This is a genomic window from Methylobacterium sp. J-076, assembly GCF_022829405.1.
Taxonomy (GTDB): Bacteria; Pseudomonadota; Alphaproteobacteria; order Rhizobiales; family Beijerinckiaceae; genus Methylobacterium.
Map to the genome: position 1 here is coordinate 1 of NZ_JAKSXW010000016.1, position 22,127 is coordinate 22,127.

At 64.5% G+C, this 22,127-nt stretch carries 23 protein-coding genes and 1 riboswitch; of the genes, 11 read left to right on the forward strand and 12 right to left on the reverse strand.

Annotation, left to right across the window (positions count from 1 at the left end; translation table 11 throughout):
• Window positions 1-232: 232 nt before the first annotated feature.
• The 5 genes from MKK53_RS00495 to MKK53_RS00515 form a co-directional block, all read right to left on the reverse strand.
• Window positions 233-1,477: a replication initiator protein A gene (locus MKK53_RS00495; RefSeq protein WP_127993446.1), complete on the reverse strand. Its 1,245-nt coding sequence runs from the start codon at window positions 1,475-1,477 to the stop codon at window positions 233-235.
• A gap of 48 nt (window positions 1,478-1,525) precedes the next feature.
• Complete coding sequence (locus tag MKK53_RS00500) at window positions 1,526-1,828, reverse strand: hypothetical protein (protein ID WP_127993447.1); 303 nt, start codon at window positions 1,826-1,828, stop codon at window positions 1,526-1,528.
• Window positions 1,825-2,481 carry a ParA family partition ATPase gene (gene parA / locus MKK53_RS00505; RefSeq protein WP_075382269.1) on the reverse strand — a complete coding sequence of 219 codons (657 nt, stop codon included), beginning with the start codon at window positions 2,479-2,481 and terminating at the stop codon, window positions 1,825-1,827. Before parA ends, MKK53_RS00500 begins: the two co-directional genes overlap by 4 nt.
• Window positions 2,482-2,926: 445 nt before the next feature.
• Window positions 2,927-4,123: a YaaC family protein gene (locus MKK53_RS00510; RefSeq protein ID WP_243925880.1), complete on the reverse strand. Its 1,197-nt coding sequence runs from the start codon at window positions 4,121-4,123 to the stop codon at window positions 2,927-2,929.
• Between the two features lie 58 nt (window positions 4,124-4,181).
• Window positions 4,182-4,856, reverse strand: coding sequence for an Abi family protein (locus tag MKK53_RS00515; protein WP_127993449.1), 675 nt, complete (start codon window positions 4,854-4,856; stop codon window positions 4,182-4,184).
• A 551-nt stretch (window positions 4,857-5,407) separates the two neighbouring features.
• Here MKK53_RS00515 and MKK53_RS00520 point away from each other — a divergent pair.
• Together MKK53_RS00520 and MKK53_RS00525 are read left to right on the forward strand one after the other, a co-directional pair.
• Entirely contained in the window at window positions 5,408-5,725 is a 318-nt protein-coding gene (locus tag MKK53_RS00520) for a DNA-binding protein (RefSeq protein ID WP_127993450.1), read from the forward strand.
• Window positions 5,726-5,820: 95 nt separating this feature from the next.
• Window positions 5,821-8,064, forward strand: a complete 2,244-nt coding sequence (locus MKK53_RS00525) for an AAA family ATPase (RefSeq protein ID WP_243925883.1) — start codon at window positions 5,821-5,823, stop codon at window positions 8,062-8,064.
• A 21-nt stretch (window positions 8,065-8,085) separates the two neighbouring features.
• Here MKK53_RS00525 and MKK53_RS00530 read toward each other — a convergent pair whose 3' ends face one another.
• Together MKK53_RS00530 and MKK53_RS00535 are read right to left on the reverse strand one after the other, a co-directional pair.
• Window positions 8,086-8,520 (reverse strand): hypothetical protein, encoded by a 435-nt coding sequence (locus MKK53_RS00530; protein ID WP_127993453.1) that lies wholly within the window; start codon window positions 8,518-8,520, stop codon window positions 8,086-8,088.
• Window positions 8,521-8,525: 5 nt separating this feature from the next.
• On the reverse strand, window positions 8,526-9,107 hold the full coding sequence (locus tag MKK53_RS00535) for a recombinase family protein (protein WP_127993454.1): 582 nt from the start codon (window positions 9,105-9,107) through the stop codon (window positions 8,526-8,528).
• Window positions 9,108-9,474: 367 nt separating this feature from the next.
• On the opposite strand from MKK53_RS00535, the gene MKK53_RS00540 reads away from it, so the two are divergent.
• The 7 genes from MKK53_RS00540 (at window position 9,475) to MKK53_RS00570 (ending at window position 16,676) form a co-directional block, all read left to right on the forward strand.
• Window positions 9,475-10,089, forward strand: coding sequence for a 2,3-bisphosphoglycerate-dependent phosphoglycerate mutase (locus tag MKK53_RS00540; RefSeq protein ID WP_193375331.1), 615 nt, complete (start codon window positions 9,475-9,477; stop codon window positions 10,087-10,089).
• 183 nt (window positions 10,090-10,272) lie between these two features.
• Window positions 10,273-11,334, forward strand: coding sequence for a YeiH family protein (locus MKK53_RS00545; RefSeq protein ID WP_047170696.1), 1,062 nt, complete (start codon window positions 10,273-10,275; stop codon window positions 11,332-11,334).
• 44 nt (window positions 11,335-11,378) lie between these two features.
• Entirely contained in the window at window positions 11,379-12,575 is a 1,197-nt protein-coding gene (locus tag MKK53_RS00550; protein WP_243925885.1) for an adenylate/guanylate cyclase domain-containing protein, read from the forward strand.
• A gap of 196 nt (window positions 12,576-12,771) precedes the next feature.
• Window positions 12,772-13,995, forward strand: a complete 1,224-nt coding sequence (locus MKK53_RS00555) for a molybdopterin-dependent oxidoreductase (protein ID WP_007557757.1) — start codon at window positions 12,772-12,774, stop codon at window positions 13,993-13,995.
• A gap of 11 nt (window positions 13,996-14,006) precedes the next feature.
• Window positions 14,007-14,345 carry a c-type cytochrome gene (locus MKK53_RS00560; RefSeq protein ID WP_007557755.1) on the forward strand — a complete coding sequence of 113 codons (339 nt, stop codon included), beginning with the start codon at window positions 14,007-14,009 and terminating at the stop codon, window positions 14,343-14,345.
• A gap of 183 nt (window positions 14,346-14,528) precedes the next feature.
• Window positions 14,529-15,512: a beta-propeller fold lactonase family protein gene (locus MKK53_RS00565; protein WP_007557753.1), complete on the forward strand. Its 984-nt coding sequence runs from the start codon at window positions 14,529-14,531 to the stop codon at window positions 15,510-15,512.
• Between the two features lie 78 nt (window positions 15,513-15,590).
• Window positions 15,591-16,676: a sulfite oxidase gene (locus tag MKK53_RS00570; RefSeq protein WP_007557751.1), complete on the forward strand. Its 1,086-nt coding sequence runs from the start codon at window positions 15,591-15,593 to the stop codon at window positions 16,674-16,676.
• 3 nt (window positions 16,677-16,679) lie between these two features.
• On the opposite strand, the gene MKK53_RS00575 is transcribed toward MKK53_RS00570, so the two are convergent.
• Genes MKK53_RS00575 through MKK53_RS00595 form a run of 5 tightly spaced genes read right to left on the reverse strand, consistent with a single transcriptional unit; the run spans window position 16,680 to window position 19,677 of the window.
• On the reverse strand, window positions 16,680-17,051 hold the full coding sequence (locus tag MKK53_RS00575; RefSeq protein ID WP_007557749.1) for a YidH family protein: 372 nt from the start codon (window positions 17,049-17,051) through the stop codon (window positions 16,680-16,682).
• A complete protein-coding gene (locus tag MKK53_RS00580; RefSeq protein WP_007557747.1) occupies window positions 17,048-17,938 on the reverse strand; it encodes a LysR family transcriptional regulator in 891 nt (296 codons plus the stop codon). The genes MKK53_RS00575 and MKK53_RS00580 overlap by 4 nt, the downstream gene beginning before the upstream one ends.
• Entirely contained in the window at window positions 17,935-18,744 is an 810-nt protein-coding gene (locus MKK53_RS00585; RefSeq protein ID WP_007557745.1) for an anti-sigma factor family protein, read from the reverse strand. The genes MKK53_RS00580 and MKK53_RS00585 overlap by 4 nt, the downstream gene beginning before the upstream one ends.
• Window positions 18,741-19,250 carry an RNA polymerase sigma factor gene (locus MKK53_RS00590; protein ID WP_043074853.1) on the reverse strand — a complete coding sequence of 170 codons (510 nt, stop codon included), beginning with the start codon at window positions 19,248-19,250 and terminating at the stop codon, window positions 18,741-18,743. Before MKK53_RS00590 ends, MKK53_RS00585 begins: the two co-directional genes overlap by 4 nt.
• A gap of 43 nt (window positions 19,251-19,293) precedes the next feature.
• Window positions 19,294-19,677, reverse strand: a complete 384-nt coding sequence (locus MKK53_RS00595; RefSeq protein ID WP_007557741.1) for a hypothetical protein — start codon at window positions 19,675-19,677, stop codon at window positions 19,294-19,296.
• 181 nt (window positions 19,678-19,858) lie between these two features.
• Here MKK53_RS00595 and MKK53_RS00600 point away from each other — a divergent pair, with 181 nt between their 5' ends.
• Both MKK53_RS00600 and MKK53_RS00605 read left to right on the forward strand, forming a co-directional pair.
• Entirely contained in the window at window positions 19,859-20,311 is a 453-nt protein-coding gene (locus MKK53_RS00600) for a DUF305 domain-containing protein (RefSeq protein ID WP_007557739.1), read from the forward strand.
• The gene (locus MKK53_RS00605) at window positions 20,308-21,744 is read left to right on the forward strand and encodes a YncE family protein (protein WP_007557737.1); all 1,437 of its coding nucleotides are present in this window, start codon (window positions 20,308-20,310) and stop codon (window positions 21,742-21,744) included. Before MKK53_RS00600 ends, MKK53_RS00605 begins: the two co-directional genes overlap by 4 nt.
• Window positions 21,745-21,981: 237 nt before the next feature.
• Window positions 21,982-22,044: riboswitch (Fluoride riboswitch) on the forward strand.
• Window positions 22,045-22,127: the final 83 nt, after the last annotated feature.

A 22,127-nucleotide genomic window follows, 5' to 3' on the forward strand; every position in this document is an offset into this window, starting at 1 on the left:
CGTTCTTTTACAGCGGCTTAGCGGTTAACGGAATTGGTGATGTACGGTGCTCGGATTGGCGATGTACGGCTTGTCATTGGTGATGTACGGGATGTCATTGGCGAAGTACGGGTTTTGATTGGTGAAGTACGGTCCTGACAAAAGTTTTCCACAGGCTGGGCGGGGCTTTCCACGCCGCGGCGGGGCCATTGGCGAAGTACGGTTTTGACAAAAACGGCTGACAAAAACGGCTTCAGGCGAGGGGAAGCTCGGGGGCGCCAGCACCGCTGCCTAAAGGAACATCAGCCGCGTCGGGCTTGCGCTCACGCATGACGAGGATCTCTTCGCGTTTGCCCTCGACGATCTCCAGGTCGTAATCCGGGAACGGGAACACCCGGGTGCTGCTGACGAACTGGCGCACCTGGAAGGCGAACTGCGGCAGCCCTTGCAAGGAGCCGCTGCGTTTATGCAGCTCCTTCAACCCGTAGCGAGCGATGCCGGTCTTGCCGGCAGCGCGACGGGCCAGCCGGTAGATGAACCGGCCGATCCCCTGCGTGATCAGGAAATACTCCGGATTGAGGGTCAGGATCTGCGGGTTGCCCTTCTCCCGCACCACGCCGTTGTAGACCCAGTCCGGGATGCCGATTTCTACCTGGTCGATGTTGCCCGTGGTGGTTTTGCTGATCACCTTGAACGTCTGGATCAGCGGCATCGCAACGACCTCGCGGCGGCTGCCACCAGTCAGGTTGAGGACCTTGATGCGGGTGCCCTGCAGGCGGTCGAGGGCGGACTCCAGGTCCTTGTACTGCTTGCCGCCGGAGCTGCGCCGGCAGAACTTTAGGATGTGCGACGAACTCGGGCGGTAGACCCGAGCCGGCGCATCGGTGCGCAGCCCTTTGTCCAGGTTGAGGCGGTAGCGGCGCGCCTCCTCGGCCAGGCTGGTGACCATGTGCAGGAAGATGTCGTAGTCGAACACCGTGGCGAGGCCGGCTGAGGCGCTGCCGTCAATGGTGATGATGCAGTCCTTCAGCTCGTAGCGGATCTCCCCTCCCCGCTTGGCCTTGCCAAGGGAGAACGGGGCCACGTCCATCAGGTTGACGTCGTCCTTGAGGGGCGCGTCGTAGATGCTGGGCACGAAGAACGAGAGCTGGCTGTCGTCTTCAGGGGCTTCCCGGAGCACCGGTGCTGGCAGCTCAGCGGTCAGCGCCCCAACGATGTCCGGCCGTCGCTCGTTGAGTTTGACGGCCTCGCCAAGGTCCTTAAGGGCCTGCTCCAGCGCGTTGGCTGGCTCCGGTGCGATCTTAAGGTCGGCCAGACTGCGCCGGCTGTAGAAGCGGCGCAGGCGGCTCAGGGCATCCTTGCTGAGCTCCAGCGTCTCACGCCCGGTCCGGGCGCAAAACGTATCCGCCAGGTCCTGCAGGTAGGCGTTCTTCTCGTGCAGCCCCAACGCCCCGAACAGGTCGAGGGGCATCAGGTCGAGGCGGACAGGTTCGCTCACGTCAGGATTTCCGGAATGTCGTAAAAGCGGATTTCTGCATCAGCGCATTTACGACGCCGGGAACTCGCGTTCGAGCAGGTCGCGCATCATATTGGCCATCTTCTGGCCGCGGGCGGCGCACTGCATCTTCACGCGGCGGTGCAGGCTTTCCGGCACGTCGATGGTGAAGCGGGACATCTTCTCCTTGGCAGCCTCGACGGGGGCAGCCTCAACGGACTTGAGGCTGGTCACATTGCCGCTTTCCTGGTCCGTCGCCGGCTCGGCGCCGCGGTTGGCGATCCAGGCATCAGCGCCCGAGGCCAGCTTCGATGTAGGCACCTTGAACGATACCGATTTGCCAGCCTTGCTCATGCGGCCTTCCTTTCCTTTTTGGTCTTGGTTTTGGTCTGAACGAGCTCGGCAGCTAGCTGGGCCATCTCGATCGCGGCCTCGCTTTTGGGATCCGTTTCGATCACCGCCTTCCCCTGGGCCGCGCTCTCCGCGTAGATCACGCGCTGACAGAGCGCGTTGGGCAGGACCGGAAAGTCGAACTGCTCCAGGGCGTTAGCGACATCCCGGCCGATCGCCGTATTTACGATTTTGCGGTTAATCACAAAAGCGGCTTTGATGTTTTCCTTAAACTGCTGCGCCTCACGGATCAGCTGCACCGTATCGGCAGAGGCCCACACGTCGTAGGGTGACGGCTGGACTGGGATCAGCACCACGTCGCTGGCCAGGATCGCGGCACGGCCAAGATCGTTCACCCGCGGCGCGCCGTCGATGATCACCACATCGTAGTCGGCCGCCAGCTCGGGCAGGTCCTTATGCAGGGTCGGCTTGGCCATGCTGATGACCGGGAACAGCGGGTCGGCTTCACGGGCAGACGACCAAGCCATCGAGCTGCCCTGCGGATCGGCGTCGACCAGCAGCACCCGGTTGCCGGCTTTGGCGACCACGGCAGCGAGGTTGGTCGCGATGGTCGTTTTACCGACCCCGCCCTTCTGGTTAAGCACCCCGATGATCATGCGGTCGCCTTTCTGGATTTGCGTTTCGTCGGATTTACGATTTCCCGCAAACCCGCATCTGTGGGTTCACGATTTCACACAAGCACGACGCTGCCAACGCTTCGTTAACGCTCTCTGCTCTCCCTGTGGCCACCAGGTCACATTTCTGCAAAGCCACAGACCCACAAAATCGTATTTCTGGCATGAAATCCACAACGAAGACGCCACCCTCTCGGCGACGCAGGAAGCGGTTCTATGATCGCGGGCGGGCCGCAGAAGGAGGGTCCACATGGGTTGTCGGCGGCCGACCCGTGGGGTCAGGTTCCGCAGCGGCATCGACCGGGGATAAGCCGGGGCCACCTCTCTCTGATCTCTCATGGTTGGTACCGCGAGCGTTACCTGACCGGGCAGGGTCGCAAAGTCGTATTTCCAGAAATATGCGCTCCGTCGCCGTGACTGCTTGGCGTCAGATGGGTGCGAGCATCGATCCTGACGTAGTGGCCGTGACCCGCTGACCGGAGATCGCCTGCAGCGCCAGCTCCGGGATCACGCGATCAACCACCTGATTGTAGGCCTCGATCAGGGCGCGGTACTGATCGAGTGCCCCCTCGATGATCTCCCGCCAGACGGCCGGCCGATAGCGGGCCAGGATGCTCAGCTCGTAGAGCATCATCAGGTTGAGCGAGAACGGATCGTCCACATGCCCGAGCAGCGGCTTGATCCATGACGAGCCACACATGGCCGACTTGTAGCTCTTGATATGGCTCCACCAGAGCTGACCGGCCGGGTGGGCCAGCTTACCTTCCCATGCGGTATGGCCTGCGAACGTGCGCAGCACGTGCTCGGTGAGGGGCGGGCCGTTTTCTTCGATGAAGCCCTGATCGAGATGCGCCACACCCGTAAGGGCCACCCAGGTGTAGTCACGGGAGCGCTGGGGACCAGAGAAGAAGCGTCCGCTTGCCGACCTGTCCTCGGCCTCTTCCTGCCCGTTATAGAAGGCGTGGGCGATGCCAAAGGACAGCGCCGGCCGATCGGTGACATACTCGAAGGTGCTCTTCAGCTCGGGGATTCGTGCCAGAATATCGATGACGGAGATCAGGCGCCCGGCGCGCTCAGGCTCAAGCCCGGCCACATCGCGAACCGAGGCTCCGGCGATTTTGACCGCGTTCAAGTCGGCGCGGCTCAGCCCCTGCGCCTTCAGGAACTCGGGAAAGAAGCCGCTTTCACGCACGTAGACGAACTCATTGTCCGGGAAAGCGCGGTGCTCGTCGGCGATGTTGCCGAGGCCATGGCCGGACTTGGTGATGCTCTCCAGCTTCTCCAGATTGAAGTCATTGCTCGGATTGGCGACGAGGATCGCGCTGGCGAGCCACATACAGCCGTAGTAGTTGGCGACAACCCGCGGCGTGATCGCACTTTGGCCACCACGCAGGTACTCACGGGCGTTCCGGAGGCAGTAGGCGAGGGAGGCGGCCTTGCGTTGGATCTTGGCATCATCGGGCGCATCCCTGAGCCCTTCAGCCTTGGTCCGCACCAGTTTGGCGGCAAGAGCCTGGCTCTCCCACAGGGACAGCTGGGTCCAGATCCCTTCGATCGGCAGATCGGCAACGATGAGCGTCCCACGCTCGGCGGCGCGTCCGGCAGCGCTGTCGGCCTTCGGCAATTCAAACACTCCAGCCATCGCTCACCGTCGTATTTACGATTATGCGGAATTCCAGAGATCAGGCAGGTAGGTAGGGGATGACCGCTGGTTCAACCCGCAGGTCGCCCGCCACGTTGGGCACCAGCACAGGCACCGCCGGATAGAGGGTACCCCAGGTTGAGGTCTGCGCGATCCATGCAGCCGCGGTCGGCGATAGCCAGCCGGTGAGGGTGGTGAGATTACCGTAGCGTTGGGCCAGCGGCTGCGCGAGGATCGGCTCGTAGTGGGCGACCCGGTTGCGCAGATGCCGGAGGTCGCGCAGCTGGCCGGCGATCAGGCCGCGCTGGATGCCCTTTGCCTTGAAGATGGGCCGGAGATGCTGCCACAGGTGGGTCGCGTCATGGCCGAACAGGGAGCTCCAGAACCCGAAGGTGAGCTCAGCGACCATCTGCCCGTGGTTGGCGGGCTTCCGCTCACGCAGCAGCGTGGCACGCACCTTGATCACGCATTCACGCTGGTAGCGGCCGGGCAGGGCGGTCGCATCGTCGAGCCAGTCCGGTCCATAGACGGTCGTCAGCTGGGCGTCGGCCATGTTCCGAAGCGCCACCTCCAGCATGTGCAACGGTCCATAGAGCGCGGCGGATAGCTGGACGTTGAAAGTGTAGAGCCGGAGCGCCAGGGCATCGTCACCGTTGGCCCAGGTCCGGTATGTGGCGAAGCGGTCGGTGGAGAGGACGTCAGCGAAGGTAGGCACGCACAGCGGATTTCACTTGAATTTCTCGATCAGTTGCCCCATCTTCTAACACGTATCCCCCGGCCGGTCCCTGCCTAGCATACCGCCGGGGCAAGCTTTTTCTGGACCGTTTTCCCGCAAGGCCGCCTTGAGCAATCCGCTCGGCGGCCTTTTTATTAGCTGCAAGTAAGCGCAACAGTTACAGCTTGTAGCCTTGCCGGAAACGCCCCAGCACAGTCAAGAACAGCGCTCGGTCGTGTCTTAACGCTTGGAAAGCTCCCTCCATCATCCTTTCGGCGATGGCTTCATTCGAGTATCATTGCTTAAGCAACCCATGAGCGAGGTCAGTGAGTGCTGTTAAGGTGTCTGCTATGTGCCTTACGTGCTCGTCAGTCAATTGTGCCACGTGCGTTTTACTTTATACCAGCATATGCAGAACTTAATATGATCTATATTAGATAGATAAACCTTCATAACATTGCTGCGCGGAACCTATAGGTGTAGAAGGACAACGTTCCCACGACGCAGTCGCACTGGGCGGAGCACAAACGACGCAAGAAGGAGGAGAAGTGATGGACCTGACCCGCAGCTTCAAGGACACCGTGAAGGCCCACGCCGAGCGCGACCCGGCGTTCCGCGACGCCTTGCTGACCGAGGCGGTCGACCAGTTCCTGGCCGGGGACCTCGACACCGGCAAGGCGGTCCTTCGCGACTACATCAACGCGACGATCGGGTTCAAGCGCCTGTCCGCAGAAACCGGCGCCTCGTCCAAGAGCCTGATGCGCATGCTCAGCCCAACCGGTAATCCGACCGCCAGCAACCTGTTCAGCGTCCTGAGCACCGTCCAGAAGGCAGCCGGCGTGCACTTGGCTGTCGCAACCGGCCGCTGAGTCAATTTAGGATTAATAAATTCAACCTACGGCATTTAGCCCAAGCCCATTGCAAGCACCTTACTAAGCGCTCGCACCTAAGCTAGGCTGTGCAAATGCTTTTGAAAGTTGAGACAGTTGAAGAAATTGGGCGGTTTAAGACGCTCAAGCATCAAGCTCCTCATTTCGGCAGTCTGACAGCTGTTTTTGCACGTAATGGGCTTGGAAAAAGCACGCTTTGTTCGATTATTCGCTCTGCTGCCGAGCAGGACGCTCGCCTGATTGCTGCTCGCAAACGCTTGGGCGCAACAAAGGAGCCCTCTGCGCATCTTCAATGGCATACGCACGGCGCAGTGACCTATTCAGTAGGCAAGTGGAACTCTTGTCCCGGCCCAGTACACGTTTTCGATGCTGAGTTTGTCCGTCGCAATCTCCATGTCGGTGAAAGCGTAACGCGGGATAACAAACGAAGCCTTATTCCTATTGTCCTCGGCGAAGAAGGTGTGAAGCTGGCGGACAAAATATCACAGCTCGACAGCGAACAGCGCGAACTCGCGACGAAGATTAGCGCTGTTGAGAAAACTATCAAACGAGCCTGTCCCGTCGTCACAGACATAAAGGCGTTCGTTCAGAAAAGCGTACCGGAGGATATCGACAGGATAATTGATCGCGCACGCAAATCTCTGGAACTGGCTAGGAACTCCGTAGCTGTAAAGCTAAAGCAAGCGCCTTCGCCGCTGCCAACGCCTGAAATTGATGGCATCTGCGCTCTATCAGCCGAAACCATCGAAACCCTCAGTGCGAAAGCAGAGGCTGTCCTGCAAGATCATATAACCACGCATGCTATGGAGCTACAGGGCACACGCTGGCTCAAATTTGGCATTGAACACATGCAGGAAGACAAATGTCCATTCTGCACGCAGGACACATCGAAAGTTGATATCGTATCACTCTTCAGAGGATATTTTAGTGAAGAGTATTCAGCATTTTTGAAAAGGATTGACCTAGCTTACGATTTGTTTGCGGAGACGTACGGATCAAAGGGAGAAAAGGTCGCTGACTTTATCGCGAAAACGAGCTCAGATCTTACTTTCTGGAGCAATGTTTGTGATCTAGGTGAGATCCCAGAGTTATCCGCACAGGACCTGTATGCGGTTCAGCACTCCGTTCAGGCATTAGAAGCTCACCTCGCCGCAAAGAAGGCAAACCCTCTTAGCGTTCTCACGATCGAAAATCTCACTGAGATCGTGGATGGATTTGCAAAATTTAATAGCTATCAATCGCGATTACAAAACTGCGTCGAGATAATTTCTGCAGCTCGAAGCAATATCGCGGATTTTGACGTTAAACGGACACAGGAGGTGTACGACAAGAATGACGCTCTACGCCTCAAAACGTTGCCCCCTCTCGTCACAGAAGTCGCAGATTGGACTGCCTATACCAGCAGGCGGGCTGAAATCGAGATAGAAAAGAAAGCGGCTCAGGAGGCATTACGGACCTATACGACTGCGACCATCGCTCAGAAGCAAAATCTGCTCAATGCCCTTCTTGAAAGCTTCGGTACAAGATTTCAAATCAGCCAAACAAAGACAAATTTCATAGGACGCGAGGCCAATGTTCACTTCTGCATATCGATCGGCGACCATCACGTTGATGTCGGGGAACGACAAGAGGACAAACCTTGCTTTACGACGGTTCTAAGCGCAGGTGACAAATCGACGTTGGCGTTTAGCTTCTTTTTGCTTCAGGTGAGGGAGAGCGCCTCATTTTCTAACTCGACAATCATTCTTGATGACCCCTTCAGCAGTCAGGACTTGGACCGTCAGTGGGAAACGACGAGCCAAATCCGTGCACTAGCCAGGGACGCCTGCCAGGTTATCGTACTTTCCCACGATCCGCGCTTTTTAGCGTTGATTGAGAAGAACTCGCGCGACCAATGCAGCTCGTTTCAATTAAACTGCACAGATGAGGGCAGAGGATCTATCTCAAGCTGGAGCTCAGCTGATGAACTGAAGGATCTTTATGTTCGACAAGCAGAACGCATTCGTGAATATGCGCGCTGCGGTCACTTTCTACAGGGTGTCACGGCCGAGTCTCTTATCAAAGATCTGCGGCCATTCCTAGAAGATTACATGCGCGCAAGGTTTCCCGGCCGCTTTGCTCCGCTCGTTATGCTGGACGAGATGGCGAGGCAAGTTGAGACAGCCGGTAGTACAGATCCCATGTATGGGCGGGTTTCTGATCTACGTTCTATCAATGAATACAGTAGAGATAATATGCATGGCGGAGGCTCTATGCCTAATCCTGCTGCGTTGCGCTCGCAATGCAAAAAGGTCACCTCAATAATAGGAGCGTACTGACATCATCTAATCGGGCCGTGTCTAAGCGGTGTATGGGCCTAAGAACAGATCACCACGGGCTTTGCGCAGCCGATAGGTCAGCCAACGTTGTCTAAGATGCTCCTCCCGGTCGTGCAGGATGTGGCAGCGCTGGCAAAGCGCCTTGAGGTTCGAGGGCGCGTTGTTGCCCGGGTCGTGATCCAGGTGGGCACAGGCCAGATACACCCGGGTGGTATAGCGCGGCGTGTCGGCTGGGATTGCCTCGGGCGGTGCCAGCTTCAGCTTGCGGCCCTTGCCGCTGCGCCAGGTCTGCGCCACCTCATCCCACCAGCGCCCGTCCCCCAGGTGGCAGACCAGCTGGCCGTGGGGGCGGCCACAGCCTTCGCAGCAGCCTTTGGCCCGCCCGAAGCGGATCACCTGGGAGAGCTGCACCCAGTCGATTGGGTAGAAGAAGCGGTTTTCCGGGCGGATCGGCATCGGGCTTAGCCTTTCGCCGCCTGGCTGCGCGTCCGCGCCTGGGGGAAGTAGGTGTAAAAGGTCATGCGGCTGACCCCGAGGCGCTTGGCAATCTCGGCGATCGAGATGTTGCCGGCGGCGAGCAGGGCGCGCCCCACCTCCAGATCCCCCTCGGACAGCGCCTTGCGCCGGCCGCCCTTGCGCCCGCGGGCGACGGCGGCCTTCAGGCCTTCCATCGTCCGCTCACGGTTAAGGTCGAGAAAATACTCGGCCATGGCGCCGTGCATCTGCAGGGCGAACCGGCCGTGGGCGGTCGCGCTGTCGAACTGCTCGGTCAGACTGCGGAAGTGGATCTCTTTCTGGCGCAGCCCATCGATCGTGCGCATCATCTCGACGAGCGAACGGCCGAGGCGGTCAAGCTTCCAGACCACCAGCACGTCGGTCGGGCGCAGGTAGGCGAGGGCGGCCTCGAACTCGGGCCGTTTGGTGCCGGCCTTGCCGCTCTTTTTCTCCTCGAAGATCTTTTCGCAGCCGGCTTTCAGCAGGGCATCGCGCTGCAGATCCAGGTTCTGGTCGAGGGTGGACACACGCGCGTAGCCAACAAGCATGTCAGGATAGTCCCACAGGGACGTTTTCCTGACAATAGTTTTCTTGACATATTTTCTTTACACAAATGGGCGGGTTTCAGGGGGCTGAAGAGGGGTTCGGCCGACGTGTAAGGAAAACGTTCGTTTTTCGGACATCGCTGGCCGAGCTACCGGATGACTGGGTTGGGTGGGAAGCAGCTTGGCTGCTTTCGGTCGCAAGACGTTCTAAAGCGGACCTAGGATGAATCGCCGTCTCCGGATGGACGGTCCAACCCATCTCAGGGTCGAAGTTCGTTAAAGCCGGATGCCGTTTTCATCAGAGGCGATGCGACCGACGCGAAAGTGCGTTGCCTTGGGAGACAGAGTGATTCACGATCGCAAAGCCCCAATCACGCGACGTCTCGTGCTGGTCCGGCATGGCCAGAGCGTAGCCAACCGATCCGGTCTGTTCACGGGATTGCTGGACTCGCCCTTGACCGAGCAGGGTCGGATAGAAGCCGTGGCAGCCGGGCGGCGTTTGGCCGAGCGCAGCTGGCGCTTTTCCGATGCCTTCACCTCGACGCTGACGCGGGCCGTCGTGAGCGGCCGGCTTATCCTCGATACGCTCGGGCAACCCGGATTAATCCCTCAACGCTTCGCCGCGCTCGACGAGCGAGACTACGGCGACCTCAGCGGGCTCGACAAGACCGCCGCCGATGCGCGCTGGGGGGCGGAGCGGATCGAGACCTGGCGGCGCTCCTACGCCGAGGCGCCGCCGAACGGTGAGAGCCTGCGCGATACCGTCGCCCGCATCGTGCCATGCTACCTCCGATCCATCCTACCGGCGGTCATGGGCGGGGACGTGCTCGTCGTCGCCCACGGTAATTGCCTGCGGGCGCTCGTTATGGCGCTCGACGACCTCAGCCCGGCGGAGGTCGAGCAACTCGAACTCGCGACGGGCTCCGTCAGGATCTATGAGTTTGCTGCGGACACGACGATCGAGGCCCGCTGGATCGACGGTTGAATCCGCCTGTAGGCCCCCAAGAATGGGTCGCCTCACGCTTCGAAGGGATCCCCATTTGATCTAATTAAGTGATTGGAATTATCTAATCATTCCGTTGGAGTGAATGAAAGGGAAGTGGGATTCTCCGGCATCACATCGGAGCCACCCATGTCCGCCCCCAGACTTGTCTCCCACCCTCGATCGATGCGTGCCCTGGCCGGCACGAGAGCCATCCTTCCAGGACTGGGCCTCTGCGTGGCAGTTACCGCCGCAGCGGTCGGCTTCGAAGCCGTCGAGACGCACCTGTTCGGTCGCGCTTGGCTCGAAGCCCTGGTGCTGGCGATCCTCCTCGGGAGCGCGATCCGCACCGCCTGGACCCCGTCGCAGCGTTTCTTTCCCGGCATCGCCTTCGGGGCCAAGACCGTGCTGGAGATCGCGGTCGTAATGCTAGGCGCGTCGCTCAGCCTCGCGACGATCCTCGCCGCCGGCCCGGGCCTGCTCTTCGGCATCGCGGGCGTCGTCGTGGTCGCGATCCTGTCGAGCTACGGCATCGGCCGGGCGCTCGGACTGCATTCGCGCATGGCGATCCTCGTCGCCTGCGGCAACTCGATCTGCGGCAACTCGGCGATCGCCGCCACCGCCCCGGTGATCGGCGCCGACGGCGAGGACGTCGCCGCCTCCATCGCCTTCACCGCGGTGCTGGGCGTGCTGGTGGTGCTCGGCCTGCCGCTGCTGGTGCCGCTGCTCGGCCTGTCGCCGATGCAGTACGGCGTGCTCGCCGGCCTCACCGTCTACGCCGTGCCGCAGGTCCTCGCCGCCACCGCGCCGGTCGCGGCGCTCAGCGTCCAGGTCGGAACCCTGGTGAAGCTCGTCCGGGTGCTGATGCTCGGGCCGGTCGTTCTGATGCTCTCCCTCGGCGCGAGCCGGCTGCGCGAGGAGACCGACGAGGCCGCCCCCGGCGTCACAACCGGCGACCGCCCGGCCCCCGGCGGCCTCGCGATCCACCGCCTGGTGCCGTGGTTCATCCTCGCCTTCCTGGCGCTCGCGGGACTCCGCTCGGCCGGGCTGATCCCGCAAGTCGCGCTCGCGCCGATGTCGGAGACCGCCAACGTGCTGACCGTAGTCTCGATGGCGGCACTCGGCCTCGGGGTCGACGTGCGCAGCGTCGCCAAGGCCGGGGCGCGGGTGACCCTCGCTGTGGTCGCCTCGCTCCTTGCCCTCGGCGCCGTCAGCCTCGGCCTGATCCATGTGCTCGGCCTCGTCTGATCCACGCTATGGCATCGATCCGACCCCTTGATGGAAGAATTGCCGTGACACGTTCGTCCCAATCTTCATCCGAGGCAGTCGCGCAGGCGACGGGATGGTTGATGGGGCCGGGTCGCGAAGCGGTGGACGCGGCAGCCCTTCTCGATGGGTTCAGTGCGTGCCTCTCGGGGCTTGGCCTGCCGCTGGCCCGCGCCACCACCCACGCGCCGACCCTGCATCCGTCGTTCCGGTGGGTGATGCGCGTCTGGCATCCAGGAACGTCGAGCCTAGCCCTGCGTCGCCGCCACGGCATCGAGGGCACGCCGACCTTCCACGGCAACACCGTCGAGCACGTGGTCGAGACGCGGACCCCACTCCAATGCCGTCTCGACGGGGATGGGCCGCTGCCGTTTCCCGTGCTTGGCGAGCTTCGCAACGAGGGTCTGACCGACTACCTCATCGCGCCGCTGCATGCCGCGCGTGGACGCATGGGTGCCGCCTCCTGGGCCACGGCGAGACCGGGCGGCTTCACGCCGATCGAGATCGAGACGTTGCTAGCGCTGGTCGAGCCGTTCTCGCTGCTGTTCGAAATCAAGGCGCTCGACGACATGCTTGGCGCGGTCCTGAGCGCCTATGTCGGGCGCGACCCGGCGCGGCAAATCCTGGCCGGCACAGTGCGGCGCGGCGACGTACGCCTCATGCGGGCCGCGATGATGCTGACCGATCTGCGCGGGTTCGGTGAACTGTCCGACCGGCAAAGCCCCGACCATGTCGTGGCCGCCCTCAACCGGATGTTCGATGCCATCGTGCCGGCCGTCGAGGCGGAAGGCGGCGAGGTGCTAAAGTATATTGGTGACGGGCTGCTGGCCGTGTTCGATGCCGATCGCGACGAGGCCGAGGCGCGCCGTGCCGCCTTGCGTGCCGCCGAGGCCGCACTCGATGCGCTTGCGACCCTGCGCGACGGTGACAGGGCTGCCTTTGAGGTCGGCGTCGCACTTCATGTTGGGGAGGTCGCCTACGGCAATATCGGCGGCGGCGACCGGGTCGACTTCACGGCGATCGGCCGCGATCTCAACGTGCTCGCTCGCGTCGAGCGCCTGTGCAAGACCTACGACACGCCGCTGATCGCCACCGACACCTTCCTCCACGGCCTGGCGCATGCCCTCGAACCGCTCGGCATTGTCGCCCTTCGCGGTTTCGCCGAGCGTCACGCCTTGTTCGGGTGTCGCAGGACCGCGCCTGTCGAAGCACCGGCGGTCTGACGTCGAGACGATATCTGGCACCACCGGCGCGGAGATCCAAAATTCTCAAATCATCGCATTGGGAGATCGTTCGCATCGCGAAAGACCGTTGGTGGGAATTAAACGCATCCCGTAGCATCTCCCTAGTCGCAAGGAATCGCCACGGGTCCGGTGCCCTCGAACGCATCGACGCCGACGAACTTTGAAGGGAGAGACCATGCACGGATTGGAAAGACCGACGAACCGCCGCCTCCTGTTGGGCGGGCTCGGGCTCGGCAGCCTTGCCGCCGCGATGCCGGCCTGGGCCGCGGGCTCGGTGAAGCTGCCGCTACCCGGCGGCCCGGATGTGCGGGATCTCACGACGGCCTTTCCCGGCAAGGGCGAGATGATCCTCCAGCGTACCCATCCGCCGCTGCTGGAGACGCCGTTTGCGGTGTTCGATGAGGGCGTGTTCACCCCCAACGACCGCTTCTACGTGCGCTGGCACTGGGCCTCGATCCCAACCGAGGTTGATGCCGGCACCTTCCGTCTCAAGGTCCACGGTCATGTCGAGAAGGAGCTCTCGCTCTCCCTCGATGCCATCGCCGGCCTGCCGCGCTTCGAGATCGCCGCGGTCAACCAGTGCTCGGGCAACTCCCGCGGGCTGTTCGAGCCGCGGGTTCCCGGCGCGCAATGGGCCAACGGCTCGATGGGAAACGCCCGCTGGACCGGGGTGCGCCTCAAGGACGTGCTCGAAAAGGCCGGGGTGAAGGCCGGTGCCGTGCAGGTGCGCTTCAGCGGCCTCGATGAGCCGGTCGTGGACGACGCGCCGGACTTCAAGAAGTCGCTCGATCTCGACCACGCCAACGACGGTGAGGTGATGATCGCCTACGCGATGAACGGCGAGCAATTGCCGCTTCTCAACGGCTTCCCGCTTCGCCTCGTGGTGCCGGGCTGGTACTCGACCTACTGGGTCAAGATGTTGTCGGAGATCGAGGTGCTGGACAAGCCCGACGACCAGTACTGGATGAAGACCGCCTACCGCATCCCGGACGTGCCGGGCGCCAACATCAAGCCCGGCCAGACCGGCTTCAAGACGGTGCCGATCAACAAGATGGTACCGCGCTCGTTCGTCACCAACCTGCAGGATGGCGCCAAGGTGACGGCCGGCGCGCCGGTGGCGTTGCGCGGCATCGCTTTCGGCGGCGATTGCGGGGTGAAGGCGGTCGACTTCTCCGGCGACGGCGGCGCGACGTGGTTTCCAGCACAGCTCGGCGCGGACGAGGGCCCCTACAGCTTCCGCCGCTTCGAGGGCAGCCTGCCGGCGTTGGCCGCCGGCACCCACACGGTGAAGGTCCGCTGCACCAACACCAACGGCGTCGCGCAGCCCACGGACCGGGTCTGGAACGGGGCCGGCTTCATGCAGAACGGTATAGAAACCGTGTCCTTCCAGGCCGCTTGAGGAGAACAGCCATGACCCCGATCCGCTCTGCAGCCCTCAGCGTCGCGCTCATACTGTCTCCCCTGGTGGCGCTCGCCGCCCCGGCTCCCGAGCCGATGCGCTTCACCTCGCAATCGATCGAGATGCCGACCTCCGACCGGATCTTCCCCGACGGGCCCGGGGCCGAGGCGGTCAACAACAACTGCCTCGCCTGCCATTCGGCCGGGATGGTGTTGACCCAGCCCAAGCTCACGAAGGCGCAGTGGACCGAGACCGTGAACAAGATGGTCCACATCTACAAGGCTCCGGTCGATCAGGCCGACGTGCAGACCATCGTCGACTACCTCACGGCGTTGAAGCCGACCCCCTGAACTCCCGAATCCCGAGGCCGCCGCGTTTTTTCGCCGGCCTCGGGGAATAGACCGCCCTCGCTGGCATCTCCTTAAGGCGATGCATGGCCGGACCGGTCCCGCACGACGCAATCCGATTTCGAACCCGCCCGCACGGCTGGCCCCGGCCGCCGAACGAGCGCGCATGCCCAAGAGACCCGCTTCATGACCCATATCCGCACCAGTCTCCGCGCCTTCCTCGCCGGAGCTGCCTTGCTTCTCGCCCAGGGCCAGCCCGGGTCCGCCGCTGGTTTCGACGGCGCGATCAAGAACAACGCCTTGGCGCTGAACGCTGCCGGGACCGTCGCCGCTGTATCGAACAGCGAGGAGAGCGCCGTCGTCGTCTACGACGTCGCCAAGGGCACGGTGCTGCGCCGCCTCGACGGCTTCGTCACGCCGCGCAACATCGTGTTCGCGCCGGACGGCGCCCGCTTCTACGTCTCCGACAGCGGCACCGGCCGGATCACGGTCTACGAGACCGCCACCGGCAAGGAAGCCGGCGTTCTCGCCGCCGGGCCCGGGGTCTTCGGCACCGTGCTCTCGGCCGACGGGGGCAAGCTCTACGTCAACAACGAGGCCGCGAGCACGCTGACCGTGTTCGACACCAAGACTATGCTGGCAGATGCCGTGATTCCCGGCTTCGCGCAGCCGCGCCAGGGCGTGAAGCTGTCGCCCGACGGCAAGACCGTGTTCGTGACGAACTTCCTCGGCGACAAAATCACGTTGGTCGATACCGCCACCAACAAGATCACCGGCGAGATCGCTGGGTTCGACAAGCTGCGCGCCATCTCGATCACCAAGGACGGCAAGACGCTGTTTGCCGCCAACAGCGGCCGCAATACCATCGGCGTGGTCGATATCGCCGCCCGCAAAGTCACCTCCGAGGTGGAGGTGGGCAAGGACCCCTACGGAGCCGCACTGACACCGGACGGTCGCTTCGTCTATTCCGGCAACCTCAAGGACAACTCACTCTCAGTGATCGACACCGGCACCCTCAAGGTTGTCGCCACGGTGACCGGCCTGAACGAGCCGCGCCAGGCGATCGCGTTCTCGGCCGACAACGCCCGCGCCTACGTCCTCAACCGCGATCTCAGCGTCGCCGTGGTCGATCGCGCGAAGAATGCGGTGGTCTCGACAATGAAGCCCTGAGGCGACGCGCGCCGGGGGCCTTATCGCCCCCGGCGCGTTCTCGTCGTCGACATGTCAAGTACGCAGGACAAAGACCCCATGCTCCGCCTGTTCCAGCGCAAGGACCGCCTCATCGTCCACGGAAAGGCGCCCTACAACGCCGAGCCGCCGCTCGATCGCCTGCGGGCGGCGTTCCTCACCGAACAGGCCGACTTCTACGTCCGCAGCCACGGCGACATCCCGGACCTCGACGCCGACAGCTACCGCCTGACGGTAGATGGCATGGTCACCATGCCGCTCGAACTCTCCCTCGCGGAACTCAAGGCGCGCTTTGCGCACGCCACCGTCACGGCGGTGATGCAATGCGCCGGCAACAGACGGGCCGACATGCTGGCGGTGGCGCCGGTCTCCGGTGACCCGTGGGCGCCCGGTGCCATCGGCAACGCGGAATGGACCGGCGTGCGGCTCGCCGAGGTGCTGCGCGCGGCCGGCATCGATGCAGATGAAGAGCGCTACGTCGCCTTCGAGAGCCACGACCGGATCGCGGACACGGACACGCGCTTCGGCGCCTCGATCCCTCTCGCCAAGGCGCTGGCGCCCGAGACGCTGCTTGCCTTCGCGATGAACGGCGAGCCTCTCGCCCCCGAGCACGGCCATCCGTTGCGCGTGGTGGTGCCGGGATTTGCCGGCATCCGCAGCCCGAAATGGCTCGCCCGGATCACGGTGCAGGACCGGCCCTCCGACAACCCGATGCAGGCCGACGACTACAAGCTGTTTCCGCCCGACGTGACGGCCGAGACCGCGGACCCCGCCCACGGCATCACCATCGAGGCGATGCCGCTCAACAGCGCGATCTGCGAGCCCGCCCGCGGCGCGGCGTTGAAGGCCGGCCGGCACGCGATCCGCGGCTATGCCATCGCCAGCGACCGCGCGGTCGCCCGCGTCGACGTCTCGACGGATGGCGGCCGCAGCTGGGCGCAGGCCCGGATCGACCGCGATGCCGACGCGCCCTACGCGTGGACATTCTGGGAGATCGAGCGCGAGCTGACGGCCGGCGAGCACGAACTTGCGGTGCGGGCCTGGGACTCCGCCGGCCAGACCCAGCCGGCCGCCCCCGACGACACCTGGAACTACAAGGGCTACCTTAGCGCCGCATGGCACCGGGTGCGGGTCACCGTGGCCTGATCATCACGCCCAGAGCAAGGCGGTGGCCGCGAGGCCCGAGATCGCGATCAGCAAGGCCGCGATCCCGATGGTGAGGATGCGCGGCATCATCGGGATCTCGGCATGGGCGAGACGCGCCCGGATCGCCCGGTCCCGCCATGCGGCGCCGGCGAACGAGGCAAGCGCGCAGCCGATCAACGTGAGCGACAGCACCTTCAGCGGCCAGACCGCCAGCACCTCCCGCAGGAAGCGCTGCGCGGCCAAGCCGACGCCCAGAAAGGCGAGCCCGGTTCGAAGCCACGCCACGAACGTACGCTCGGCTGCCAGCACCGTCCGGTCCTCGGCGAGCCTCACCCGCGGGTCGTCGGGGGGCACTGGTTTCGCGGGCTCGCTCATTTGATGTTCGCCGTCGCGATCAGGTCGAGAAGCGCGTCGGCGGCCCGGCTGCGGTAGCGCTCCTTGTGGCGCAGCACCCGGAACGGCCGGCTCGGTAAGTCGAACGCCGCCCGCACCAGGGTCCCGGTTCGAAGCGCTGCGGCGACCACGGTCTCGGACAGGACGGCGGCCCCGCCCCCGGCCTCGACGGCGGCGCGCACTGCCTCGTTCGAGGGCAGTTCGAGCATGACCCGGAGCTGGGCCGCGGCAAGGCCGGCCGCACCCAGGGTCGCCTCGAAGGCCGAGCGGGTTCCCGATCCCGCTTCGCGCAGCACCCAGTCGGCCCCGGCGAGGTCTTCGGGTGCGAGTGCAGCCGCCCCGGCGAAGGGATGGTTTGGGGCGACCACGAGGACGAGTTTGTCCTGGGCGATGGTCGTGCTTGCGAGCGTCGGGTCGTCCAGCGCCCCCTCGACGAAGCCGAGTTCGGCCTGCCCCGCGCGCACCGCGTCGGCGGCGTCGGTGGTGTTGCCCACCGCCAACCGGATAGCGATCTCAGGGTAGGCCCGGCGGAAGGCGACGAGGTGGCGAGGCAGCCAGTCGCTGGCGATGGTCTGGCTGGCAAAAAGCGCCAGCGTCCCGCGTCGTAGGCCGCTGAGGTCGGCGAGCACAAGTTCGGCGGCCTCGGCCCGGGCGAGCACGGCGCGGGCCTCGACGAGGAACACGCGCCCTGCTTCGGTCAGCTCGATCCCGCGGCCAACCCGGTGAAACAGCTTCGTCGCGTGCCGCCCCTCGATGTTGGCGATCGCCGTGCTGACCGCCGACTGGACGAGGTTCAGCGCCTCGGCGGCCCGCGTCACGTGCTGTCGCTCGGCCACCGCCACGAAGATGCGAAGCTGATCGAGGGTCATGGCTGCCGACGATCCGGCGCGAGGCCGCGGACGTGCGCATCGACCGCCTGCGCGACGGAGAGCAGCCGGGCCTCGTCGGTGCGGCCGGTGACGACGTATGACATGCCACCATCGACCCAGGAGAAGGCAGCGATGTCGCCCTCGCGGGCGAAGCGGAAGAGCGTGCGGCCGTCGCCGTCACCGACGCGGCTGTAGAGCGTCAGCCGGGTGCCGCGGTCGTCGTCGTACATCAACATCGCCGCGGGCTCGGTGCCGGCCGGCAACAGGCGCCCGCCCATCAGCCGGAAGCCCTGCGCCGAGAGGTCGGGGGCCGCGACCGCGTGACCGAGACGCTTCGAGAGCCACGTCACGAGGTGGGGCTTCTCGTCGGCGCGCACCTCCACCGGATGCACCGCCTCGACCACGAAGGTGCGGAAGGCTGCGACCGCGTCCTGCGTCGCCGGTGCCTCCGCCACCGCCGCCGCCGCGGGCACACCGTGCAGGGCATGGCCAACCCAGCCGCCGGCACTGCCGAGCGCGAGGCAGAGCACGGCCGCAGCCGCCATGGGGAACCAGCGTGCGCCAGGGTACAGGTGTCGCGAGCGGATGTTGGCCACCCGCAGTCGCGCCGGGATCGCCTCCTCGGCGATCGGCGCGAGGCGGGCGCGCAGGCGCTCGCGCAGAACTCGGTCCGTCGAGACTTCAGCCGCACGCGCGGGGTTCCCCACGAGCCACGCCTCGACCAGCGCCTGCCGCTCCGGTTCAAGGCGGCCGTCGATCAGGCCGTGCAGATCGTCCTCGCCGACCGGGCGCGGATCCCCGCTCATTTAACCCTCCTCAGCAGGCCTGTCCGGCCCGTCTCCACAAATCCGCGCATCCGCGTGCGCGCCCGGCTCAATCGTGACATCACCGTGCCGAGCGGCACCCCGAGCACCTGTGCCGCTTCGGCATAGGACAGGTCCTCCACCGCCACGAGGAGCAACACCGAGCGCTGCTCCTCGGGCAGGGTGTCGAGCCCTGCGAGTACGTCACGGGCTCCCAAAGCTGCCCCCGGGTCGGCGCTCGGATCGGGCACCTGCTCCAACACTTCCGCGCCGAGATCGGCGCCGCGCCGGCCCCGGCGTCGGACGGCGGCGAGGAACAGGTTGCGCTCGATCGTGAACAACCACGCCCGCAGGTCGCCGTCGCGGCGACGCCCGGACCAGGCGGACAATGCCCGCTCCAGGGTGTCCTGGACGAGGTCGTCCGCCGCTTCGCGATCCCGAAGAAGCGCGACCGCGTAGCGCCGCAGGGCCGGGATCTGCGGTTCGATCAGGGGGGCGATCTCGTCCAACGACGTGTCCCAATCAGAGGGAGCCGATCCGGGCATTCACCGATCAGGGCTTTGCGATGTGCCACGCACCGTTGAGGAAGCCGTCACCGGTGGTGTCGCCCGGCTTGGTGTCCTTGGCGAAGGTGTAGAGCGGCTTGCCCTTGTAGGCCCACTGCATCGTGCCGTCGTCCCGGGTCACCGTCGTCCAATCGCCGGAGGCCGCCGATCCGGAGGCAGCCGTCAGGGCCGGCCAGTTGGCGGCGCAGGGGCCGTTGCACATCGACTTGCCGCCCATGTCCTTGTCAAAGGTGTAGAGGGTCATGCTCTTGGCATCCACGAGCGCCGGCCCCTTGGCGGTCTCGGCCGTCATGGCGGGCGCGGCGGCCTGGGCGGCCACGGCGGAGAAGGCGATAGCCGCGAAGGCGGTGCGGATCAGCAGATTGCGCATGGGTGAAGTCTCCCGCGGTCGAGCATGACCGCATCGGGAGGGATGCGAAACGGGCGCCTTTATTCCGCTGACACACGAAAAAAGGCGATCCCATCGGCGCGAACGCTTTTTCGGCCCCGCCGCGGAATAAAGGCGGTCCTCTGGCATCCCTTCCATTGATACCGGATCGCGAGGAGGCCGCATGCGCGGAGCACTGGGATTTGCCGTGACGTCGGCGCTGATGGCGAGCGGCCTCGTCGGCGGCCGGATGATGATGCGCCCGACGCTGGCCGCCAGCGAGCCTCCGGCCGCGTCGTCAACGTCGTTCGACGCGATGATGGCGCAGTCGATGACGCGGATGCACGCCGACATGATGGTCCCGCCCTCGGGCGATCCCGACCGCGATTTCGCCGCGATGATGATCCCCCACCACGAGGGCGCGATCGCGATGGCCAAGGCGGAGCTGCTCTACGGCAAGGATCCGGTCCTGCGTCGCCTCGCGCAAGGAATCGTCGTCGAGCAGGGCCAGGAGATCGATGTGATGCGCCGTGCGCTCGCCAGTCTTCCTAAAGCGCCGCAGCCATCGACTGGTGCGGCCCATTCCCACGACCACAGTGCAGCCCCCGCCGCCATGCCCTCGGAGACCCGCCGATGAAGACCGCCCTGACTATCCTCGCCCTCGCGCTGCTCTCCGGCCCGGCGCTCGCCGGGCAGGCCCCGGGCGCAGCTTCCGCCCCGGACGTGCCGGTTAGCGGCAAGGATCGGTTCTACACCTCCGACCAGTTCTCCAACACGGTCTCGGTGGTCGATCCCGCCGCCAACACCCTGCTCGGGGTGATCCGGCTCGGCGACCCGACGCCGATGAACCTGAGCCCGCTCTATCGCGGGCAGCTTCTGGTTCACGGCATGGGCTTCTCGCCGGACCACAGGACCCTGCTCGCGGTCTCGATCGGTTCGAACTCCGTGAGCTTCATAGACACGGCGACCAACGCGGTCCGCCACACCGCCTATGTCGGCCGCTCGCCGCACGAAGCCTTCTTCACGCCGGACGGCCGAGAGGTTTGGGTGAGCGTGCGCGGCGAGGACCATATCGCGGTGCTCGATGCCGCCACCGCCAAGGAGACCCGCCGGATCACCGTACCGAACGGGCCCGGCATGACGATCTTCTCGCCGGACGGCGCCTACGGCTACGTCTGCTCCAGCTTCAGCCCCGAGACCGTCGTCATCGACACCAAGACCCACACCATCGTCGGCCGCGTGAAGCAAGAGAGCCCGTTCTGCCCCGACATCGCCGCGACGCCGGACGGCAAGCAGGTGTGGTTCACCCTTAAGGATGTCGGCCGCACCCAAGTGTTTTCGGCGCGTCCGCCCTTCGCGCCGCTGAAGACGATCGAGACCGGGCCGATCACCAACCACGTCAACATCGTCTCGACCAAGGCCGGCCAGTTCGCCTACGTGACGATCGGCGGCCTGAACCAGCTCAAGGTGTTCCGCACCGACGACTTCTCTCAGGTCGCCACCATCGCGACCGGCGCCCTGCCGCACGGGCTCTGGCCCTCGGGCGACGGCAGCCGCGTCTATGTCGGCCTGGAGAACGCCGACATGGCGGCGGTGATCGACACGGCGTCGAACACGGTGATCGCTGAGGTGCCGATCGGGCAGGGTCCGCAGGGCGTCGCCTACGTCCCGAACGCCGTGCCGGAGGGCGACGGAAAGCAGAACCTCCAGCCGCTGGGTGCTGCCGGCAAGACCAGCGCGCTGACGCTCACCGGTTCCGATGACAAGCCGGCGACGCAGGTCACCCTGTTCGACCAAGGCGTGCTGCAAACGCTACAGGCCGCGGTCACAGGACTGCCCGCGAAAATGCCCTTCGTGCTGGCGCTCGCCGCCAATCCGAAGGGAGCGACCGGCCTGGAGCCGCTCGCCGCCTTCATGACCAACCCGGCCGGCGCGGCCATCGTCAACGCGATCGGCCCGATCCGACAGGTCACCCGCACGGATGCCGGCGCTAGCCGGCGCTACCTCGTGGTGGTCTCGGGCAAGCCCGGTGAACTCGGCAGTGTCGTCCAGATGCAGACTGTGGATTGATCGAGTGGGGGGCGCTAGTTCGGAAGGCGAACACTCATAAGAGTACCTTGGCGGCGCGAGCCCAGTTTCGATGTCTGCTTTCGAGAACGACGTCGGACTGCTTCTACGGCGCAGTTGGGTCGAAATCTGCCGCCTGGGTCTGTCGGAAAAACGGTCGTTTTCTGGACACCGGAATGCTCGATGCCGGCCTTTAGTGAAAAGCTTTGACGCAACGCCGCAAGCGCCAGTATCGTTGAGCGGAGTGATGGGAATGGGGCTTCCCGACAACCGCCCGTAAGGGCTGATAGCTCCTGCTACGCGGGCATCAGGCTGCCCGTCCGTGGCGGGAGCGTGCTCAACGCCAGCCCGCCGCGCGGCGGGTTTTTTGCTGCCCTGGATCAAAC

Bases quoted from the DNA above. Each gene is read 5' to 3' on its own strand.
- MKK53_RS00500 (WP_127993447.1), bottom strand. From the start codon at position 1,828: ATGAGCAAGGCTGGCAAATCGGTATCGTTCAAGGTGCCTACATCGAAG.
- parA (WP_075382269.1), bottom strand. From the start codon at position 2,481: ATGATCATCGGGGTGCTTAACCAGAAGGGCGGGGTCGGTAAAACGACC.
- MKK53_RS00520 (WP_127993450.1), top strand. From the start codon at position 5,408: ATGGACCTGACCCGCAGCTTCAAGGACACCGTGAAGGCCCACGCCGAG.
- MKK53_RS00525 (WP_243925883.1), top strand. From the start codon at position 5,821: ATGCTTTTGAAAGTTGAGACAGTTGAAGAAATTGGGCGGTTTAAGACG.
- MKK53_RS00530 (WP_127993453.1), bottom strand. From the start codon at position 8,520: ATGCCGATCCGCCCGGAAAACCGCTTCTTCTACCCAATCGACTGGGTG.
- MKK53_RS00535 (WP_127993454.1), bottom strand. From the start codon at position 9,107: ATGCTTGTTGGCTACGCGCGTGTGTCCACCCTCGACCAGAACCTGGAT.
- MKK53_RS00545 (WP_047170696.1), top strand. From the start codon at position 10,273: ATGCGTGCCCTGGCCGGCACGAGAGCCATCCTTCCAGGACTGGGCCTC.
- MKK53_RS00555 (WP_007557757.1), top strand. From the start codon at position 12,772: ATGCACGGATTGGAAAGACCGACGAACCGCCGCCTCCTGTTGGGCGGG.
- MKK53_RS00560 (WP_007557755.1), top strand. From the start codon at position 14,007: ATGACCCCGATCCGCTCTGCAGCCCTCAGCGTCGCGCTCATACTGTCT.
- MKK53_RS00565 (WP_007557753.1), top strand. From the start codon at position 14,529: ATGACCCATATCCGCACCAGTCTCCGCGCCTTCCTCGCCGGAGCTGCC.
- MKK53_RS00570 (WP_007557751.1), top strand. From the start codon at position 15,591: ATGCTCCGCCTGTTCCAGCGCAAGGACCGCCTCATCGTCCACGGAAAG.
- MKK53_RS00575 (WP_007557749.1), bottom strand. From the start codon at position 17,051: ATGAGCGAGCCCGCGAAACCAGTGCCCCCCGACGACCCGCGGGTGAGG.
- MKK53_RS00580 (WP_007557747.1), bottom strand. From the start codon at position 17,938: ATGACCCTCGATCAGCTTCGCATCTTCGTGGCGGTGGCCGAGCGACAG.
- MKK53_RS00585 (WP_007557745.1), bottom strand. From the start codon at position 18,744: ATGAGCGGGGATCCGCGCCCGGTCGGCGAGGACGATCTGCACGGCCTG.
- MKK53_RS00595 (WP_007557741.1), bottom strand. From the start codon at position 19,677: ATGCGCAATCTGCTGATCCGCACCGCCTTCGCGGCTATCGCCTTCTCC.
- MKK53_RS00600 (WP_007557739.1), top strand. From the start codon at position 19,859: ATGCGCGGAGCACTGGGATTTGCCGTGACGTCGGCGCTGATGGCGAGC.
- MKK53_RS00605 (WP_007557737.1), top strand. From the start codon at position 20,308: ATGAAGACCGCCCTGACTATCCTCGCCCTCGCGCTGCTCTCCGGCCCG.